This is a genomic window from Cyanobium sp. Lug-B, from assembly GCF_024345635.1.
Classification (GTDB): domain Bacteria; phylum Cyanobacteriota; class Cyanobacteriia; order PCC-6307; family Cyanobiaceae; genus Cyanobium; species Cyanobium minutissimum.
On record NZ_JAGQBM010000003.1, the window covers coordinates 1 to 18,134 of the forward strand.

The window sequence follows — 18,134 nt, forward strand, 5'->3', positions numbered from 1 at the left end:
CGGTAGGGGAACCAGGCCATCGCGGGCAGGCGCGCCACCCGCCCGCCGACCGCGGCCCACACCAGCGCCATCGGCGCCGCCGGCCCCAGCATCGCCAGGGCCCCGGCCCGCAGCAGCAGCACCAGCACCAGGGCCTGCACGCCGCTCGCCCCCACCCGGCTGTCGGCCATCGCCTCCAGGCAGCGGTCCCCCGCCGCCAGACCATCGGCGCTGTCCATCACGCCGTCCATGTGCAGGCCACCGCTCAGCCACAGACCGAGCGCCAGCACCAGCACGACCTGGGCCAGCAGGGGCACCCGCCCCTGAAGGCCCCACCAGAGCAGGCCCTGGAGCGCACCGAGCACGGCGCCGATCCAGGGGGCGAAGCGGGCGATCCGCTCGAACCGGGGCGCCGGCGCCGGCCAGGCCGGCAGCACCGAATAGAAGATCCAGGCCCCGGCCAGATCCCGCAGCCACGGTGGAGCGCTGAGGCGGGGCATGGGCAGGGCGGCGGCGGTGGGGGTGGCGGCGTGAACCCCGGCCAGCGTCGCAGCAGCGGCGCCTAGCGTCTGCGCTGAGCCGCCGCGGCCTCATCGCCTTCGACTTCACGATCACCGCCCGCTGCCCGCGCACCCGGGCCCGCTGCGGCTGCTTCACCACCCCCCACGGCACCGTCCACACCCCCCGGTTCATGCCGGTGGGCACCGCCGCCACCGTCAAGGGGGTCAGCACGCCCCAGCTGGGGGAGACCGGGGCCGAGATGGTGCTGGCCAACACCTTCCACCTGCATCTGCAGCCGGGAGAAACGGTGGTGGCGGAGGCCGGTGGGCTGCACCGCTTCATGGGCTGGGAGGGCCCCCTGCTGACCGACTCGGGCGGCTTCCAGGTGTTCAGCCTTGATGCCATCAACCGGATCGACGACGACGGCGTGGTGTTCCGCTCTCCCCGGGACGGCTCAAGGATCGACCTGACCCCGGAGCGCTCGATGGCCATCCAGCGGGCCCTGGGGGCCGATGTGGCGATGGCCTTCGACCAGTGCCCGCCCTACCCCGCCACGGAGGCGGCGGTGGCCGAGGCCTGCCGGCGCACCCACCGCTGGCTGGAGCGCTGCGTCGCCTGCCACGGCGGCGGCGACCAGGCCCTGTTCGGGATCGTGCAGGGGGGCTGCTTCCCCCATCTCCGCGAGGCCTCGGCGCGGCTGGTGGCGTCGATGGACCTGCCCGGCATCGCCGTGGGGGGGGTGAGCGTGGGCGAACCCGCCGAGGAGATGCACCGGGTGGTGCGCCAGGTGGGTCCCCTGCTGCCGCAGGAGCGTCCCCACTACCTGATGGGGGTGGGCAGCCTGCGGGAGATGGCGATCGCGGTCGCCAACGGCTTCGACCTGTTCGACTGCGTGCTGCCCACCCGGCTGGGCCGGCACGGCACCGCCCTGGTGGGGGGCGAGCGCTGGAACCTGCGCAATGCCCGCTTCCGCCACGACCACGGCCCGCTGGATCCCAGCTGCGGCTGTCTGGCCTGCCGGCACCACAGCCGCAGCTACCTGCACCACCTGTTCCGCAGCGACGAACTGCTGGGCCGCACCCTGCTGAGCCTGCACAACCTCACCACCCTGCTGCGTTTCACGTCGGCCATGGCGCGGGCGATCAGCGAAGGCTGTTTTGCAGAGGATTTCGCTCCCTGGGAGCCCGGCTCCCCGGCCGCTCACACGTGGTAGGTTCCGGCCATAGCAATGGTTTTTCCTCCAGGCATGGCTCTCTCCCTGCTGGCCGGCTCCGCCCCCCACACCCTCGCCCAGCTGCCCGAGGCCTACCAGGCCTTCGGCCCCCTGGTGGACATCCTGCCGATCATTCCCCTGTTCTTCCTGCTGCTGGCCTTCGTCTGGCAGGCCTCGGTCGGCTTCCGCTGATCAGCGGCGTTCCTGCAACCCAGCCGTTCAGCGGCGCTCGCGCAGAACCGCCCAGGCGAAGGCCGGCAGTGAGAGCATCCGCCGCCAGCGGCTGGGTTCCTTGATCAGGCGGTACAGCCACTCGATATGCAGGGCCCCCATCCAGGTGGGGGCCCGCTTTTTGGTGCCGGCCCAGATGTCGAAGCTGCCGCCCACCCCCATCCAGAGGCCGCTGCGGGGTTCGGGCATCGCCTGGATCCAGGTCTCCTGGCGCGGCACCCCCAGGGCCACCAGCACCAGATCGGGACGGCACTGCAGCAGCTGGCGCTCCAGCCCTGGCCAGGCCTCCGCGCTCTGGTAGCCGTGGACGCTGAAGACGAGCTTCAGCCCGGGAAGGTCGTGGAGCAGGCGGTCGCGCAGCTGATCCATCACCGCCGGACTCGCCCCCACCAGCGCCACACGCCAGCCATGGGTGGCCGCATGGTCGAGCAGGCGGCGGGCCAGCTCGATGCCCGGGGCGCGGCGCACCCGGTGCGACTGGCGCCCCAGGGCCCACACCACACCGGCCCCATCGGGGATCACCATCCGGGCCGCCTCGATCGCCGCCCCCAGGGCGGGGTCCGCCCGGGCCGCCATGGTCATCTCCGCATTGAGGGTGACGATCTGGCCGCCGCCGGCCGCGTGCAGGTCCACGGCGTCCCGGAAGACGTCGTTGCTTACATTCACAGGGATGCCCAGGACGCGGGCACGGACCGGCGTGGTCGCGAGGGCTGCCATGGGAAGCAACGACGGCGGGGAGAATCTATGGCCTGGTTCCACGGCCGCCGCCACCGGCACGCCCCGTCCTGACGCGACCATCATGAGCACGGCGAGCAATGGCGACAGGGGCGTGAGCGATCCGCCCGCCCCTCCCACCGACGCGGCGGAGGCGCGGGAGCTCCTCGAACGGCTCGACCGCGGCATCGAGCACGTCGTCCTGCGGCGCCAGCATCCGATCACCGGTCTGCTGCCCGCCAGCACCGCCAGCACCGTGCACGGCAACTACGGCGACGCCTGGGTGCGGGACTGCGTCTACTCCATCCAGTGCGTCTGGGGCCTGTCCCTGGCCCACCGGCGGCTGGCGGGACCCTGCCGCCGCAGCTTCGAACTGGAGCAGCGGGTGCTGCAGCTGATGCGGGGGCTGATGCGCTCGATGATGCGCCAGTCGGCGAAGGTGGAGCGCTTCAAGACCAGCCTCGAGCGCCTCGACGCCATCCACGCCAAGTTCGACACCGCCACGGGGGATCCGGTGGTGGCCGACGACGGCTGGGGCCATCTGCAGCTCGACGCCACGGCCCTGTTCCTGCTGCAGCTCGCCCAGCTCACCCGCTCGGGCCTGGTGATCGTGCAGACCAGCCACGAGCGCGATTTCCTCCAGAACCTCGTCTACTACGTAGCCCGGGCCTACCGGGTGGCCGACTACGGCATCTGGGAGCGGGGCGACAAGGGCAACCACGGCCAGCCGGAGCGGAACGCCAGCTCGATCGGCCTGGTGAAGGCCGCCCTGGAGACCCTCGTGGGTCTGGACCTCTACGGCCCCCACGGCGACGGCAGCAGCTGCCTGACCATCCCCCATGACGCCATCGTGCGGCTGCGGCGTGCCCTGCGCGGCCTGCTGCCGCGGGAGTCGGCCAGCAAGGAGGCCGACAGCGCCTGCCTGTCGGTGATCGGCTACCCCGCCTGGGCCGTGGAGGATCCGGCGCTGGTGGCGCGCACCCGCGAGAAGATCCGCAGCGAGCTGGCCGGATCCTACGGCTACAAGCGCTTCCGGCGCGACGGCCACCAGACGGTGCTGGAGGACGTGACCCGGCTCCACTACGAGCGGGAGGAACTGGCCCAGTTCGAGCACATCGAGTGCGAGTGGCCCCTGTTCCTGGCCTACGAGCTGATCACCGCCTGCTGCGAGGGCCGCTGGGAGGAAGCCCGCCGCTGGCGGGAGCAGCTCCAGGAGCTGAGCGTGACGGTCGACGGGGAGGCGCTGCTGCCGGAGCTCTACCTGGTGCCGGAGCGGCTGATCGAGGCCGAGCGGCGCCAGCCCGGCACCCAGATCCGTGTCCCCAACGAGAACGTCCCCCTGCTCTGGACCCAGAGCCTCACCTGGCTGTCGGATCTGCTGCTGCACGGCCTGATCACCGCCGAGGATCTCGATCCCTGCGGGCGCCGCCACCCCAGCCCGCCGGGGGCCGAGGAGGTGCTGGTGGCCCTGGCTCCGGCCGACGACGCCATTGCCGCGGCCCTCGCGGAGGCCGGCCTGCCGGTGCGGCGGCCCTCGGACGGGGCGGCCCCCCTGCGGGTGGCCAGTTCCCGCGAGCTGGCCCGGCGTCTGGCGACGGTGGGCGCCAATGGCCGCCTGGGCCTTTCGGGTCACCCGCCGGTGCGTATGGAGACCCAGGCCACCGCCCGGCTCTACCGCCACGACGGCGAGCTGATCGGCTTCCTGCCGGCGGTCCTGGAGGAGGACACCTTCTATCTGGCCGACGATGCCCAGGTACTGGTGGACACGGTGGCCACCGAAGTGCGGGTGCTGCAGCGCCACTGGCGGGGCTCCGGCGCCCCGGTGCTGCTCGTGCCGGTCGCCGCCGGCCCCTTCCGCCGCGACCCCGACGCCTTCCTCAGCCTGGGCCGCGATCTGCAGCAGGGCCAGCTGGGCTCGGTGCCGGTACGCCTGGTGTCGCTGGAGGAGCTGGTGCCGCTGGCCAGCCTGGTCGACCTGCCGCCCCAGGCGCTGGCGGCCTGCGATCTGGTGCCGGACGGCCACACCCTGCTGCCGCCCAGCGCCAGCCACCAGCCGCTCACCGCCCGCCAGGAGCAGGAGCTGGAGGACGTGCCCCTGGCCCATCTGGTGGACAGGCTCTGGGCCAGCCGCTCCCTGGAGGAGCAGGCCGAGGTGCTGGAGCTGCTGAGCCGCCGGCTCGGCCCCAATGCCCGCCTGCAGGGCCCGCGCAGCGGCCCCGGGGTGCGGCTGATGGTGCTGCTGGAGGAGGTCTACCGCCGCGGCCTGGCCGACGCCGACTGGAGCGTGGTGCGCCGGGCGGCCGGTGCCATGGGTCTGGTGCACCCCCAGCTGGAGGATGCCCTCACCGACCTGCTGCTGCGCCAGAAGCAGGTGGTGGTGGGCCGCAACTACACGCGCGATTCGCTGCTGAGCCATCCGGAGGGCAGCCTGGCGATCGCGGCGATGGTGCGGCGCTTCAGCGGTGAGGACGGCCGGGAATGGATGCTGCAGCAGGAGCTGCTGCTGGCCATCGACGCCCTGGCCCGCTCCGACGTGGATCTGCTCAGCGGCAGCCTCACCCTGCAGCTCGGGCAGTTCCTGCTGCTGCTCACCGGCGAACTGGCGGGGGAGGCCAACCTCAGCCCCAGCGAGGCCTTCGAGGCCCTCTGCGCCCTGCCACCCCATGCCATCCGCCGCCGGCTGCGGGCCGTGCTGGCCGACGTGGAGCACGCCCGCGCCTCCCTGCAGCGCAAGGAGCAGCTGCACCTGCGCGGGCGGGTGCGCTGGGAGGTGCCCGACCCCCTGGCGGAACTGCCCAAGGACGGCAGCTGGCTGCAGCACCGCATGCGGCTCGGGGCCCTGCAGCGGGTGCCGAAGGACTTCTATCCCGGCATCTGGGACCTGCTGCACCATTGCCGGGGCCTGGTGATCGGCGACAAGCTGGAGCGGCGCAACCGGCTGGAGAGCGCTCCCCTGCTGCGCGAGAAGACGCCGGGGGAGAAGAACTTCGCGATCCTGGTGGAGCACCTGCTCAGCAAGATCGAAGCGCCGGAGTACCGCCGGCTCTGCATCGAGACCCTGCTCACCCTGATGGCTTTCGTGGCCGCCAACCCCCAGGTCCAGTTCGACGACGATCTTGCCCTGGACGTGGTGATCGGCCACGCCGTGCGGGTGGGCTGGCAGCAGCGCCATCCCGAGGTGCCGAGCGAGGCCTACGGCCCCCACAAGGCGGAGGCCTGGGATCTCTTCTACCGCTCCTCCCCGGCCGACTGCCGCCGCTGGCAGCTGCTGGCCCTGCAGGAGCTGGCCGACAGGGACGCGGCCCCTGCCGCGATGATCCCGGCGGCGGGTGTCTAGATCGGGGCTTCCAGGGCCATGCAGAGGTTGGGCTGCTCGACGCACTGCTCGATCAGGTCGGCCAGCTGCAGGGCCCGGGAGGCCTGCAGGCCATCCACGGCCGGCGTCTCCCGGCCGCGCACGCACTGGAGGAAGTGCTCGAGTTCGGCGTAGAGGGGCTCGATCGAGGTGGTGCTCACCTCTTCGATGAAGCCGTCGTTGCGGTAGAGCAGCTCGCCGTGGTCGGCGCTGACCGATTCGTGGGAGCGGCGGTGGATGCGCAGATTGCGGTTGAGGAAATCCGTCTCCATCAGGCTGCTGCGGCAGTGGGCACTCAGGCTGCGGATCTTGCGGTGGGCCATCTTGCTGGCCGTGAGGCTGGCCACCACGCCATTGGCGAAGCCGAGGGTGGCATTGACGTAGTCGATCGGGCCATCCGAGCTGCGGCCGCCGGCCGCCGCCAGCCGCACCACCGGGGAGGCGGCCAGCTCGAGCACCAGGTCGATGTCGTGGATCATCAGATCCAGCACCACCGAGACGTCATTGGCCCGGTCGGCGTTGGGGCTGTGGCGCCGTGCCTCAAGCACCACCACCTCCTCGTTGGCCACCACCCGCAGCAGCTCCCGGAAAGCGGGGTTGAACCGCTCGATGTGGCCCACCTGCAGCAGGCGGCCCGCCGCCTCCGCGGCGCCGATCAGGTCGGCGGCCTCCTCCTGGGTCGCCGCGATCGGCTTCTCGATCAGCACGTGCACCCCCGCCTGCAGACAGGCCATGCCGACCCGGTGGTGCAGCAGGGTGGGTACGGCAATGCAGACGGCCTCCACCTCGCCGAGCAGCTCCTCGTAGGCGGGGAACCAGCGGCAATCGAACTGCTCCACCGCCAGCCGACCGCGGGCCTCATCGGGGTCGGCGACGCCCACCAGTTCGGCATCGCGCAGCAGGCTCAGCACCCGGGCGTGGTGCCAGCCCATGTTGCCGATGCCGATGACACCCACGCGCACTGGGTTCATGGCAGGGGCAGAGCAGGTGGGCGCATTATCGATGATCAGGTTCCGTCCGTGCTGGCGAGGGTGATCTGAACCCGCTCGATGCGGGGGCCGTCCATGGTGAGCACGTCGATGCGGACGCCCTGCCAGCGCAGCCCTTCCCCGGGGGAGGGGATGTGCTGCAGCCGCTCCAGCACGAAGCCGGCCAGGGTGTGGTGGCCGTCCGCTTCGGGCAGCTGCAGGCCCAGCTGGCGATTGAGTTCGACGATCTCCAGATCCCCGGCCGCCGACCAGGTGCCGTCGACGAGGGGCAGCAGGTCCTGGGCCGTTTCCAGGGGGTTGTCGTCCTCGCCGACGATCTCGCCGGTGAGGTCGGCCACGGTGACCAGCCCCTCGGTGCCGCCGTGCTCATCCACCACCACCAGCAGGGGCTGGCCGCTGCGGATCAGCGGCAGAAGATCCGCCAGGGACGCACTTTCCTGCACCTGCGCCACCGGCAGGATCCAGGGGGCCAGGGCCGTATCGGGGTGGAGGAGGCCCCGGGCGATCGGCTCGGCCAGCCGCCGCAGGTCGAGCATGCCGCGCACGTCGTCGAGGGAGCTGCCGATCACCGGGAAGCGGGCGTGCTGGCTGGCATGCACCGCTTCCATCATCTGGGCGAAGGTGACATCCAGCGGCAGGGTGACCATGCCGGAGCGGGGCATCATCACCTCCCGCACCAGGGTGTCCCGCAGGGAGAAGACCCCCTCAAGGATGCTGCGCTCGTCGGGCATCAGGCCGGTGACACTGCCGCTCTCGATCAGTGTCTCCAGCTCCCCGGCCGACAGCACCGGCACCAGCTCATCCCAGTTGCGCGGCAGCCCCAGCAGCCGCAGCAGACCACCGCTGAAGCGCTCGATCAGCAGCAGCAACGGTGCCAGGGTGCGGGTGAGCGACTCCAGCAGGGGTGCCAGCCGCAGGGCCGAGCCCTCGGGACGGTGTAGCACCCAGGCCTTGGGCACCAGACCGCCCAGGAGGGTGGCCAGCAGGGCCAGCACCAGGAAGACCCCGGCATCGATCCAGGCCTGCTCCCCCGAGCCCATCCAGCCGGCCACCTGCTCCGCCAGACCCCTGGCCAGCCAGCCCATGGCCAGCAGCGCCAGCACCACGCCCAGCTGGGTGGCCACCAGGACGCTGCGCATGCGGTGCTGGAGCCGGGCGACGGAACGGGCGCCGGGCTCGTCAGCCTCCTCGAGCTGCTGGACGCGGCTGGGCCGGAGACGGATCAGCGCAAGCTCCCCGGCAGCGAAGAAGGCCAGCAGGGCCAACAGGATCGCCAGGACCAGGAAGCGCATCGGTGGGGTGTCGTGGCTGAAGGTTAGGCCCCGCCGCCCGGCTCAGCCTTCGCCGCCCTCACCCCCCTCTCCTCCCTCGCCGGCGTCACTATCACCATCCCGGTCGCCGTCCCTGTCGGCCCCCTCCGGTGCCCCGGCGGCCGGCCGTTCCGGGGCCGGTGCGCTGACGCCGTTCTCGCCGCCCTCCTGGTCCTTCGACCCGGGGGACTGGGCACAGCCCATGGTGGCCGTGATCAGTCCGGTGGTGACGAGGAACAGGGCAATGCTCGATCGGGCCATGGCCTGCACCGTGATGGATGGGGCGAGAATTCTGGGGCAGCGGAGTGCCGAAGGATGCAGTTCCGTCTTGAACCTCTGCTGAGCAGCGGCCAGGTCGGCGAGCTGCGCCTGGCCCTGCTGGCGGAGGACGCCCCCTGGAGAGACGGGGCCGAAACGGCCGGATGGCACGCCCGGGAGGTGAAGCGCAACCGCCAGCTGGAGCCGGCATCCTCCCTGAACCAGACCCTCGCTTCCGCCCTCAGCGACCACCTGCTGCAGCATCCGCTGCTGCAGGCGGCGGCCCTGCCGGTGCGTCTGCACAGCCTGCGCTTCAGCCGCTGCGGCGTCGGTGAGGGCTACGGCCGCCACGTCGACAATGCCTTCATGGCCGGCGGCCGCTCCGACCTCTCCTTCACCCTGTTCCTGAGCGAACCCGAGCAGTACGACGGCGGCGCGCTGGTGCTGGAGGATCCGGGGGGCGAGAGCGCCCTGCGCCTGCCGGCCGGCCATGCCTTGGTGTATCCGAGCTCCCTGCTGCATCGGGTGGAACCCGTGACCCGGGGCGAGCGGCTGGTGGCCCTGGGCTGGATCCAGAGCCGGGTCCGCCGCAGCGACCGGCGCGAACTCCTGTTCGAACTCGATACCGCCCGCCGTGCCCTCTACCAGAAGCAGGGCAAGGACGAGATCTTCGACCTGCTCACCCGCAGCTACACCAACCTGCTGCGGATGTGGGGTGAGTGAGGGGATGGGGGTCGCGAGGATCGAACTCGCCTAAGGCGAATTATGAGTAGGCCGGGAAACGCTGCTGTGCAATCGATCTCGGGGGTGTTGTGCCTACGGGATGCCTTCTGGCCGTGGGTCGCGGGCCCAATTGTGCACTTCCATACGGTGAGCAAGCCTCGGTCTCACCGCCTCGTACCCCCACCGGTAGGGGGTGTGGATCCATTTTCTGGCTGTAGGCACCGTGGCTGGTGGCAACACCAGGGACCAGATCGGAAAATCTCTGTATCATTCATCTCAAATGAGCCCCGCCGCAGCCAGTCCCAACTGGCCATGAAGCAAATGAACACCGGACTACCGGCAATGCCCGCCAACCCCAGAGCCGCCGGCCTTTCTCCAGGCCAGCCTGGGAAAACCAGGAGGTCCGCTCAACCCAGCCGGCAGTCGAAAGGCATGAATCCCCAGACGGTGCCGCCAGCCGCGGTCCGGCGAGACGCGACTGTGAGGCCACGCCAGTTTCAAAGTGCCACCCAGGGATCGACAAGTCGATCGCCACTGAAGCCGCGATCGGATGGAATAGCCAGGCTGCGTACGGGCGAATCAAGGGGGCTGGAGCACAGGCAGGCGGGTCAGAGACTCTGCAATCCTTTGCAGAAGCGGAGCTGAAAGCAGTGGCACATCTCGCCGAGCGTCTAAATCCGTCCCAAATATTAATTGAGTTCCTGCGGTCACAGTCCAGTGGAGTGGAGCGTGTCGTTGAAGTCAGTAGAGAGACACTCAGGCGAATCGATCCGATCAGTATTCCCAATTTCCCACCGCTGGGCATAAGACTGAAACTGGGCGCGTCAGATGCCCTTTGGACCCCCAGTGATTTCGGGACGATCAGCAGCCAGAAGGTTCCGTTGCAAATACATGCCGTCCCGTTATTCCCGTCCCGAATTTCGTCCTTGCCATGGAGCCTCCCAGAAGACAATGGATCACACGAGAACTGCGAACAGGTCCCTTCGGCCAGCACGTCACTATTGCTGGGCTCCGAGGCACAGGAAGATCACTCGACGTGGCTAGAGAACAACCACGCTGACAACAATCAACGAATGCTTCTGGAGCGGCTGAAACAGTTTGTCGAGAAAGAGGAGATCCCATGCGATGCACGAGACGGACTGGGCGGAATCCTCACCTGGTGGAAGCTGAACAAGTCCAAGCTCAACCAAGACAAAAGCCGTCAATTCAATCTCATGGTGCTTGGCTTTCTGCGGGGGGAGCTCGGACTGTCTACAACGAGTGGCACTCACCAGAAACTCAGTAGCGGGCTGATCGTTCCCTTACCGAATAATCAAGCCCAGGGGAAACCTCCTGATCTTGAACCGAGAATATACACGTCGAAGGAACTAGCAGAACAACTTCGATATGACGAAGCAACCATCCGCCGTAAAGCTGCTGATAGCTGGAAGGAAGGAACTGAACCACAATCTCTGAAGGGACACCTGGATTGGTACGTGGTGGGGCGCGGCAGTAGTGGTGGTGGCAGACGCTGTGGCTGGATGTTTCAGCGGCTCAAGAGAGCTGATGCATCCTGATTCCACCAGCTATTCAGGGGAATAGAGATTCTCGATGCCGGGCATCTCCTCTTCAATATGCCAATTACTCCGTGGCGATACACGATTAGTTGGTATACAGAGTTGCCCAATTCTCCAACGTCTCAATTGACCGGCGATCACTGTGAAGCATCCACAGGGAGAACCTCGGCCTGATGTCACTGAGCCATCACTGGCTGCTTCTCACTCGTCTTCTTCCGTCACTCCAGCAGGCACAAGCCGGATCTGCTTGCGACCGAGCTTGATCTCAAACTCATCGCCCGGCTTGAGATCGAGCATGGCAGTGTAGGCCTTGCCCACCAGCAGGTTGCCGTTGCGGTGCACCGTGGCCACATAACCGAGGCTGCGGCCACCCTTTCCCTTCCCGTTGCCGTTGCCGTTGCCTTCTCCAAGGCTGACGCCCTTGGCCTCCAGCAGGGCCTCGTAGAAGGCAGTGAAGTTCAGCCGTTCGCTGCCATCTTTCTTGGTGCTGACGTAGCCGGCAGCTCGTACCAGGTCGGACTTGGAGGCATCGCCCTGCTCCTTGACTCTGGCGAGCAGTTCAGATCCAGTGAAGGCCATGTTTGTACAGCATCGATTGGCTGGACCATAACGAACCTGCTGATGTCGGCTAGAGCAGCAAGGTGCGGTTGTCCGCCCCTTCAGCAGAGGCTTTCGCAGGCCACACCATCACCATTCCCATCCAGGTAGGTGTGACCTTGGCGCAACAACTCCTGGGCGCGGGCAAAGGAGCCGATCTCACCGCAGCGAACCATCCGGCCACCAGGAATCGCCATGCTGCTGCTGCCTGATTGCCCCGACGTTCTGCCGCGGCGGAAGTCCCAGGGGCGGGTGACGCCGCCAGGCACCTGCCAGACGCCAAAGCGGTGGCGGGAGGCCCGGTATTCAGCATCCAGATACTCCTGAGCGTTGCACAGGCTCAGGTACTTGCGATAGGCGAACGCCTGGCCGTCCTCCACCATCGCCAGGTTGAGGTTCACCTCCCCGATCACCTCCGCCACCGTGCGGCCATAGCGCTCCCCGGTCTGCGGCAGCAGCGTCACCAGGGAACCGATCCGCAGCCGCGTTTGCAGGTAGGCGCGGGATTGGGCGCCATAGGGAGCCTGGGCCATCTCGGGGGCATCAATGCAGGCCAGCCGCACCGTGATCCGCTGCTGGCCCTGCAGGACGCGGATGGTGTCACCGTCATCGATCGAGAGCACCGTGGCGCGCCCATCCGCAGACTGGCCAGGCCTCAGAATCGAGCAGCCCAGGAGGAGGACTGCCGCCAACCCAGTGGCGAGTCCAAGAGTCTGGCCCAGGCGGAGGCATATCGGCAAGGGGGGGAACGTCATCGCCGCTCGTCAGATGCTCGTGCTCAGACCCTTTGGGCCATCTGATACGCCGTGGTGTAAGTCAGCGGCACAGTGTCTCCGTGGATCTGCTGCAGGGCTCGCTTCAAGTCAGATGTCAGGGCTGCCTGAACATCCGGATCGAGGGCCAGAAAAGGGGAGTAGGTGGTCAGCAGGGTCAGGTAGTCGTCAATGTTCAGGAGGCTTTCCACCAGCCATTGACCCTGCTGGGCACCATGAAACAGCTGCGACTCCATCACGAGTTGCCCCATGGCCGTGAGAATCCCGGCCACGGTGGCGGCATCCTCGTAGGGGCGTTCCAACTCAGGGGCATGGCGGCGATAGATCTCTCGCAGGGCCTCATGGGTCGCCAGAGGTGGCTGCAGCTCCTTGTTCCACAGCAGGATCAACCAGCCGTTCTCCCGCAAGGAACCGGCTGCTTTCGGATAGGCGATCTCCGGCGGGATCCAGTGAAAGGAGGTGGCCGCCAGCACGGCATCGAACCGCTCCTGCTGAGGTTCCCACTCCTCCAGAGATGTCTTCACTACTTCGACGTTCGGGTACTGCTGACAGATCTCCTCAGCCAGCAGACAGAACTGCGGGTTGGGCTCGATGGCCACGATCCGGCAGCCCAGCTCCGCGAAGGACACCGTGGCTGTACCCGGTCCACAGCCCACCTCCAACATCGTGGATGCTGCCGTCAAGCCCGATCGAGCCACCACCGCATTCACCAGTTGCTGCGGGTAGCTGGGCCTGGTGGCGGCATAGGCCTCAGCTGCCGGCGAGTACCAGCGACTGCGCTGCTCCACGCTCCTGTCCGCATAGGTGGCGATCGCTTTTTTGATCTCAGCCACAGGATCCATAGAGCCTCAGGGGTGACGCCAGACAACCCCAGCCTCTCGCGGGAGTCCCTCGTCGTGGCGAGATGACGAAATCAGATGACTCAAGGGGGGGGGGGATGAGTGCAATCCCTCCAGTGCCGTGTGCAGCTCACCGATGAACTCCTCATCCACCTCGGTGGCGGTGAGTTCCTCGCTCACCAGGTCCTGGATCAGGGGGTAGAGGCGCACCTCAAACCATTTGCGGAACTCCGCGTAGCTGCGCTCCGCCGGCCAGGTGCCGGTGTCGCGATGCCAATAGTCGAGCTCGGCTTCGAAGATCGCCACGTAGACCTCCTTGAGGATCGCCTCAGCCTCCTCTTCCGTCTCGTAGTCGGGAATCAGATACAGGCAGGGTTCCCTGGCTCCAGCCGCATCGACATCTAGTTCGTGTTGCCGCGCCCACGCAAGCAGTTTCTCGCTGGGGTAGATCCCCACCGCGCAGCGGTTCACCACGGCCATGGCCCACCCGGCGGTATGGCCTTAACGCTAGGCCTGGCTACCTGTGCAACCGTGGCGCTGCCGGGAAAGCCGGACACCTTTATCGCGAAGAGCCAATGTCCTGCATCTCAGCACAGCTGCAGAAGGGCTGGCCACGCCCCCAATGAGTAGGGCGCCCCGTATCGAGCGCCCTTGGGCCGGTTGCAGGGTCTGGGCTCGCGCTGCCCTGGTCGTGGCCTCTGATTCATTAATAGATCCAGCAGCCCGGCTTGTCAGTACGGCAAGCCGTTCCTCCCCGGCGCCGGGTGCACCAGACTGGGCCCATCGGCACAGAGCAAGGAGAGGCCATGACCACGACCCTGGTAGAACCCTCCACGCTGCAATGCGCCTGCCCGGGCTGCCACTGCACGGTGCAGGCGGACAGCCCGTTCCGCAAGGGCGCCCTGCTGTTCTGCAGCGAGGTCTGCGCCAAAGGGCACCCCAACGGTGAGCCCTGCCACGCCGGCTGTGGCTGCGAAGGCCATGGCTGAATCGGCTCCGTCTTCTGCGGGTCCGATTCCCCTGGAGCTGCCAGCGGGAGTGCACCAGCTCTGCAGCTGCGGCCGCAGCCGCCATGGCTGGATCTGCGATGGCGCCCACCTCGGCACTGGCTGGGTGTCACGGGAGCTGCGGCTTGATCAAGCCAGCACGGTGATGGTCTGCGGCTGTGGCCGCTCCCACCGCTACCCTCTCTGTGATGGCCGCCACGCCAGATCAGCGGGCTGCAGACGCTGGTGGAGGTGGTGGGCCTGAGTGGCTCGATCGTCCGGTCGGCGCCTTCTGTCTGGGGGTGAGCTCAAGGCCCAGGGGATGGTTCTGGCTACCTCCCTGTGGCGCTCATCGCGGAGCAGAGTGGGTAGGAAGATCGCCGGCTCAGCCGCCAGGGTGTCAACGTCGTGGGTCGGGCCGATACCGAGGATCATCCCCGAACCCAGGTACTTCTCGATCCCCTCGGCGATGGTTAAAGCGGAAGTCCTGAGGAAGGAGGCTTTGAACTGCTGGCCGTGCTCGCGGCTGTTCACCCAGGTGCCTCTCACGGTGACCCATTCACCGGCACTGATCTCGGCGGCATGGCCCACCACTGTCACCAGGTCGCGGTGGCCGCGCGCCTTGATGCGCAGCACGCAGAAGCCGTTCTCGGCGTTATGGAAGGTGACGCGCTTGATCGATCCCGCCTGCACCTCGCTGGGTTGTGTGATGCCTTGGCAGGTTCAGTGGAGGACGGGGGGGCCAGGGATGGAGTGGCCTGTGGGCTCACCTTTGCAGAGCTTCCCGGCTAAGCCGCAGCGGCCTCGATGATCGCCGTGGTGGAGGTCTCCACCGCTCGGGCCACCTCCCGCAGGGAGGGATCGGCCGAGAGGCCCGCAAGCATCGCCTCAGGGCGGATCATCCCGAGGCGGGTCTGGCCGGCTTCGGTGTAGACGGAGATCCGGCAGGGCAGAGCCATGTTGAGCGCCATCGTGGTGCTGAGCACCGCAGCGGCCTGCTGGGGGTTGCACACTTCGAAGATGCGGCACTGCTCCGGGAACGGCAGGCCTTTGCTGCGCAGGGTGTGGCCCAGATCATGCACGGCCAGCATGCCGAAGCCCTGGTCCACCACCGCCTCCTGGAGGGCGTTACTGGCCTCCTCGAAGGATTTCGGCGTGTCGCGAATGAAGAACGGATCCATGGGAGATCTCATGAGAGGTCAGGGCGTTCCGTACCAGTTGCGGTACCACTGCGCCATCTGCTCGATCTCCTGGCTCTGCACCCGAACCATGGCCTGCTGCAGCTCGCGCAGATGCGGATGCTGGCTGTTGGTCTGGGCCATCGAGGCCATCATCACGCCCATGCGGTGGTGGGGAATCATCTGTTCGATGAAGGCACGATCGAAATCAGGGGCGTTCTTCAGGGCGGCCAGGCTGGTGCCCATCATTCCCATTCCGCTGCAGCAGCCCATGCCCATGCCAGGACCCATGCCACCACTCATGCCCATACCCATGCCCATCCCCAAACCGCCCATGCCCATGGCTCCTCCGCTCGTCCAGCTGGGAACGTCCACGCCGAACCACTGCCGGTACCAGGTCCGCATCTGAGTGTTTTCACTCGTCTGACTGGCTTTGATGCTCTTGGCCAGCTCTTTGATCTCAGGTCGCTTCGCGCGGGTGAGGGCGAGTTCTGCCATGGCGATCGCCCCGTCATGGTGCGGAATCATCATCACGATGAAGTGCTGATCCATCGACTGGGCGGCCATCCGCCCCGGACCGCTTAGTCCCCTTCCCATCCCGCTTCCGTCTTGGGCCAGCACCTGGGGCGGCACTGAGCGCGCTAGAGCCTCCAGCGACAGAACGAGCGCTCCCAGCCCTGCAGCGGCCGCGAGCCTGAGCGCCGCCGAACGTTTCTGGTCCAACGCGGCATGGTGATGGCCCATCAGTTCTCTCCCTTGCTTGTGCCTGTCTTCAGCATGGGCACTTAGGAGGGAGTCGGACGCGGATTCGGGTCATGGCTTCATCGAATTGGTGTGCCCATTCGTTGCGTATGGGCCGTACGTCACGATCAGCCTTCAGACGTGAAGATTGGGGCAGATCACCGCGTCATCCTTGGCTGGATCGCTCTGCCAGCCCGCCAGCAGGCCCTGCAGTTCCTTGCGGAGCTGCCGCAGCTCCTTGATCTGGCCATCGATCCGCTCGACCTGGCGCCCCAGCTGGACCTGGATGTCGCCGCAAGGCAGCTCACCGGCATCGTGCACCGCCAGGCAGTCCAGGATCTCCTCCAGGCTGAGCCCGAGGGTCTTGAGCCGGCGGATGAACTCCAGGCGTTGCAGGCTCTCCTCGGCGAAGAGGCGGTACCCGCCTTCGCTGCGGCCGATCGCCGGCAGCAGGCCCAGGTCTTCGTAGTAGCGCAGGGTCTTGACCGGCAGGCCGCTGCGGCCGGCCAGCGCTCCGATCTTCATGCCGGTCTTCATGCCAACAGCGACCATGGGCTTGACTCTCCTGCCATGAGGAGACTCTACAGTGGAATCGAGCTCTTCCGTCCGGCATTCCGTGAACCCCATCGCTCTGGCTCTCCTCCTCTCCGCAGGGGTTGCCCTGGCCCCCGGTGCCGCCCGCGCCCAGGCCAACGACATGTTCCCGAGCAAGGCCGCTGCCGAAAAGCGAGCCAAGGAACTCAAGTGCAGCGGCGCCTTTGCGATGGGCAAGGAATGGATGCCCTGCCAGAACTTCGATGTCTATGAGAAGGCCGTCTCCAAGGAGAAGTGACTCCAACGGTCCCTTTTCTGTCACTGACCATCCCCTCGCAATCTCAATGACCCAGCACTCCACCGGCCCCTTCCAGCAGACCAACCGTTGGGCTCTTCTGGCGGCCCTCGTAGCGGCGACCTTCGCTCCGCTGCTCGTCAGCGCACCCGCTGCAGCGCACATGAAGGGCATGTTCAAGACCAAGCAGGAGGCGGAGAAACGCGCCGCCGAACTCAAGTGCAAGGGGGCTTTTGCGATGGGCTCCCTCTGGATGCCCTGCGCCAACATGCAGGATCTGCACAAGGCAATGGATAAGGAGTGAGGCACCATCACCTGATGCGCCGGGTGCACCGCAGCCTCGTGCCCCTGGCAGCCCTGCCACTGCTACTCACGGCGCTCTCAGGCTCCCTGTACGGCGCCCTATCGGCCCAGGGAATCGAGGCCTTCTGGCTGATGAAGCTGCACACGGGCAACTTCGGCCTCCTCAATCTGCAGCCCTGGTACTCCTCGGTCCTGGCGCTGCTCACCCTGTTCGTGATCGGCTCCGGCATGGGACTGCTGCTGGGCCGCCGCAAGGGCACGAAGCAAGCGCCGCCGACGACTTGATCAGGCCCCTCAGGAGGAGGGTATCAATGGGGATTCTGAGCCTGATACGTAATGAGAACAGAGGGCCCATCCCCCCACAATCACTTCAAAATACTTGGAATCAGATCGAATTCATCTCCGCCCGGAATGCGGCGGATAATCTTCTGGTAATCAGGCCACAGAGTCGATGGAAGTGAAGTGATGCCAACAGCTTTGGGAGACACTTAACGACTGATGGGGAGCACATTATCTGCGCCATCAAAGGCAATACCACATCGAATATCAAAAGAGGAAGCAGGAGCTGCGAAAGATGCCATGAGTTAGTTCAAGTTCTGCCCCGAATATCCCAACATGTTCCGGCGAGCCATGTAGAGAATGATGGCAGGCAAGACGATCCATTGAATGACGGCAAGTGCACTCATGCCTAGTAGGGGCACTGCCAGCACCGGCACTCCATAGGCCTTGGAAACATTGACTCGATAGGTTTGGATCACAAGCGTAATCAGAAGGCCGACACTGGTAAACAGGAGCGTCAGCTTCCAGGTTGAGGTCAGCACCCAGTACCGTGAACGCATCAACGCGCTCACAACCCAACTGCTGAAGAGAATGATGACCCCATCGCCGAAGGCGCAGTGGGTCAAGTCAATAACTTTGTCACCTAATGATGGGCTTGCGTAGAACTCGTAAAAGGGAGACTGCCAAACCTCGTAGACAAAATTGAGCAGAAAGGCAAAGAGAAACAGGTTTGTTTCTGGTGCAGCGAGAATTCGTTTGCTTTTCTTGAACACAAGCCTT

23 protein-coding genes are annotated in these 18,134 nt (G+C 66.7%); 9 read left to right on the forward strand and 14 right to left on the reverse strand.

The genetic code is table 11. From position 1 onward, the window contains the following. The coding region (locus tag KBY81_RS01005; RefSeq protein WP_254975250.1) for an adenosylcobinamide-GDP ribazoletransferase at positions 1 to 479 on the reverse strand (479 nt) is incomplete at its 3' end. A gap of 92 nt (positions 480 to 571) precedes the next feature. Here KBY81_RS01005 and tgt point away from each other — a divergent pair. Both tgt and KBY81_RS01015 read left to right on the forward strand, forming a co-directional pair. Beyond that, positions 572 to 1,693, forward strand: a complete 1,122-nt coding sequence (gene tgt / locus KBY81_RS01010; RefSeq protein WP_106220979.1) for a tRNA guanosine(34) transglycosylase Tgt — start codon at positions 572 to 574, stop codon at positions 1,691 to 1,693. Between the two features lie 33 nt (positions 1,694 to 1,726). After that, entirely contained in the window at positions 1,727 to 1,885 is a 159-nt protein-coding gene (locus KBY81_RS01015) for a photosystem II reaction center protein K (protein WP_106220981.1), read from the forward strand. A gap of 27 nt (positions 1,886 to 1,912) precedes the next feature. Here KBY81_RS01015 and KBY81_RS01020 read toward each other — a convergent pair whose 3' ends face one another. Next, positions 1,913 to 2,641, reverse strand: a complete 729-nt coding sequence (locus KBY81_RS01020) for a WecB/TagA/CpsF family glycosyltransferase (protein WP_254975251.1) — start codon at positions 2,639 to 2,641, stop codon at positions 1,913 to 1,915. Positions 2,642 to 2,723: 82 nt separating this feature from the next. On the opposite strand from KBY81_RS01020, the gene KBY81_RS01025 reads away from it, so the two are divergent. Continuing rightward, complete coding sequence (locus KBY81_RS01025) at positions 2,724 to 5,975, forward strand: glycoside hydrolase family 15 protein (protein WP_219904200.1); 3,252 nt, start codon at positions 2,724 to 2,726, stop codon at positions 5,973 to 5,975. Here the strand turns inward: KBY81_RS01025 and KBY81_RS01030 are convergent. The 3 genes from KBY81_RS01030 to KBY81_RS01040 are packed head-to-tail and all read right to left on the reverse strand — an operon-like array spanning position 5,972 to position 8,553. Beyond that, positions 5,972 to 6,964: a Gfo/Idh/MocA family protein gene (locus KBY81_RS01030; protein ID WP_015109659.1), complete on the reverse strand. Its 993-nt coding sequence runs from the start codon at positions 6,962 to 6,964 to the stop codon at positions 5,972 to 5,974. The genes KBY81_RS01025 and KBY81_RS01030 overlap by 4 nt on opposite strands. Positions 6,965 to 6,999: 35 nt before the next feature. Beyond that, a complete protein-coding gene (locus KBY81_RS01035) occupies positions 7,000 to 8,274 on the reverse strand; it encodes a hemolysin family protein (protein ID WP_106220985.1) in 1,275 nt (424 codons plus the stop codon). A gap of 42 nt (positions 8,275 to 8,316) precedes the next feature. After that, positions 8,317 to 8,553 (reverse strand): hypothetical protein, encoded by a 237-nt coding sequence (locus KBY81_RS01040; protein ID WP_254975252.1) that lies wholly within the window; start codon positions 8,551 to 8,553, stop codon positions 8,317 to 8,319. Positions 8,554 to 8,607: 54 nt separating this feature from the next. Between KBY81_RS01040 and KBY81_RS01045 the strand changes: the two genes are divergently transcribed. Together KBY81_RS01045 and KBY81_RS01050 are read left to right on the forward strand one after the other, a co-directional pair. Next, positions 8,608 to 9,273, forward strand: a complete 666-nt coding sequence (locus tag KBY81_RS01045; protein WP_106220990.1) for a Fe2+-dependent dioxygenase — start codon at positions 8,608 to 8,610, stop codon at positions 9,271 to 9,273. A gap of 722 nt (positions 9,274 to 9,995) precedes the next feature. Next, positions 9,996 to 10,829 carry a hypothetical protein gene (locus KBY81_RS01050; protein WP_254975253.1) on the forward strand — a complete coding sequence of 278 codons (834 nt, stop codon included), beginning with the start codon at positions 9,996 to 9,998 and terminating at the stop codon, positions 10,827 to 10,829. Positions 10,830 to 11,030: 201 nt separating this feature from the next. On the opposite strand, the gene KBY81_RS01055 is transcribed toward KBY81_RS01050, so the two are convergent. The 4 genes from KBY81_RS01055 to KBY81_RS01070 all read right to left on the reverse strand — a co-directional run bounded on the left by KBY81_RS01055 (position 11,031) and on the right by KBY81_RS01070 (position 13,518). Continuing rightward, positions 11,031 to 11,408, reverse strand: coding sequence for an AbrB family transcriptional regulator (locus KBY81_RS01055; protein ID WP_254975255.1), 378 nt, complete (start codon positions 11,406 to 11,408; stop codon positions 11,031 to 11,033). Between the two features lie 80 nt (positions 11,409 to 11,488). Continuing rightward, positions 11,489 to 12,118: a thermonuclease family protein gene (locus KBY81_RS01060; RefSeq protein ID WP_254975257.1), complete on the reverse strand. Its 630-nt coding sequence runs from the start codon at positions 12,116 to 12,118 to the stop codon at positions 11,489 to 11,491. Between the two features lie 86 nt (positions 12,119 to 12,204). Beyond that, positions 12,205 to 13,032 (reverse strand): trans-aconitate 2-methyltransferase, encoded by an 828-nt coding sequence (locus tag KBY81_RS01065; protein WP_254975260.1) that lies wholly within the window; start codon positions 13,030 to 13,032, stop codon positions 12,205 to 12,207. A gap of 15 nt (positions 13,033 to 13,047) precedes the next feature. Then, the gene (locus tag KBY81_RS01070; RefSeq protein ID WP_254975263.1) at positions 13,048 to 13,518 is read right to left on the reverse strand and encodes a hypothetical protein; all 471 of its coding nucleotides are present in this window, start codon (positions 13,516 to 13,518) and stop codon (positions 13,048 to 13,050) included. Between the two features lie 326 nt (positions 13,519 to 13,844). Here KBY81_RS01070 and KBY81_RS01075 point away from each other — a divergent pair, with 326 nt between their 5' ends. Then, positions 13,845 to 14,027: a metallothionein gene (locus KBY81_RS01075; protein ID WP_254975264.1), complete on the forward strand. Its 183-nt coding sequence runs from the start codon at positions 13,845 to 13,847 to the stop codon at positions 14,025 to 14,027. Positions 14,028 to 14,219: 192 nt separating this feature from the next. On the opposite strand, the gene KBY81_RS01080 is transcribed toward KBY81_RS01075, so the two are convergent. The 4 genes from KBY81_RS01080 to KBY81_RS01095 all read right to left on the reverse strand — a co-directional run bounded on the left by KBY81_RS01080 (position 14,220) and on the right by KBY81_RS01095 (position 16,495). Next, a complete protein-coding gene (locus KBY81_RS01080) occupies positions 14,220 to 14,717 on the reverse strand; it encodes a hypothetical protein (RefSeq protein WP_254975266.1) in 498 nt (165 codons plus the stop codon). Between the two features lie 95 nt (positions 14,718 to 14,812). Continuing rightward, the gene (locus KBY81_RS01085) at positions 14,813 to 15,205 is read right to left on the reverse strand and encodes a DUF302 domain-containing protein (RefSeq protein ID WP_254975268.1); all 393 of its coding nucleotides are present in this window, start codon (positions 15,203 to 15,205) and stop codon (positions 14,813 to 14,815) included. Between the two features lie 18 nt (positions 15,206 to 15,223). Next, positions 15,224 to 15,769: a DUF305 domain-containing protein gene (locus KBY81_RS01090; RefSeq protein ID WP_254975269.1), complete on the reverse strand. Its 546-nt coding sequence runs from the start codon at positions 15,767 to 15,769 to the stop codon at positions 15,224 to 15,226. Positions 15,770 to 16,078: 309 nt separating this feature from the next. After that, the gene (locus tag KBY81_RS01095) at positions 16,079 to 16,495 is read right to left on the reverse strand and encodes a heavy metal-responsive transcriptional regulator (RefSeq protein WP_254975270.1); all 417 of its coding nucleotides are present in this window, start codon (positions 16,493 to 16,495) and stop codon (positions 16,079 to 16,081) included. Between the two features lie 64 nt (positions 16,496 to 16,559). On the opposite strand from KBY81_RS01095, the gene KBY81_RS01100 reads away from it, so the two are divergent. From KBY81_RS01100 to KBY81_RS01110, 3 genes are read left to right on the forward strand one after another with little or no spacing between them, the layout of a single operon-like run. Beyond that, on the forward strand, positions 16,560 to 16,775 hold the full coding sequence (locus tag KBY81_RS01100; protein WP_254975272.1) for a DUF3721 domain-containing protein: 216 nt from the start codon (positions 16,560 to 16,562) through the stop codon (positions 16,773 to 16,775). Positions 16,776 to 16,821: 46 nt separating this feature from the next. Next, entirely contained in the window at positions 16,822 to 17,076 is a 255-nt protein-coding gene (locus KBY81_RS01105) for a DUF3721 domain-containing protein (protein ID WP_197169814.1), read from the forward strand. 14 nt (positions 17,077 to 17,090) lie between these two features. Further along, positions 17,091 to 17,360 carry a hypothetical protein gene (locus KBY81_RS01110; protein WP_254975363.1) on the forward strand — a complete coding sequence of 90 codons (270 nt, stop codon included), beginning with the start codon at positions 17,091 to 17,093 and terminating at the stop codon, positions 17,358 to 17,360. Between the two features lie 299 nt (positions 17,361 to 17,659). On the opposite strand, the gene KBY81_RS01115 is transcribed toward KBY81_RS01110, so the two are convergent. Continuing rightward, positions 17,660 to 18,127, reverse strand: coding sequence for a hypothetical protein (locus KBY81_RS01115; protein ID WP_254975273.1), 468 nt, complete (start codon positions 18,125 to 18,127; stop codon positions 17,660 to 17,662). Positions 18,128 to 18,134: the final 7 nt, after the last annotated feature.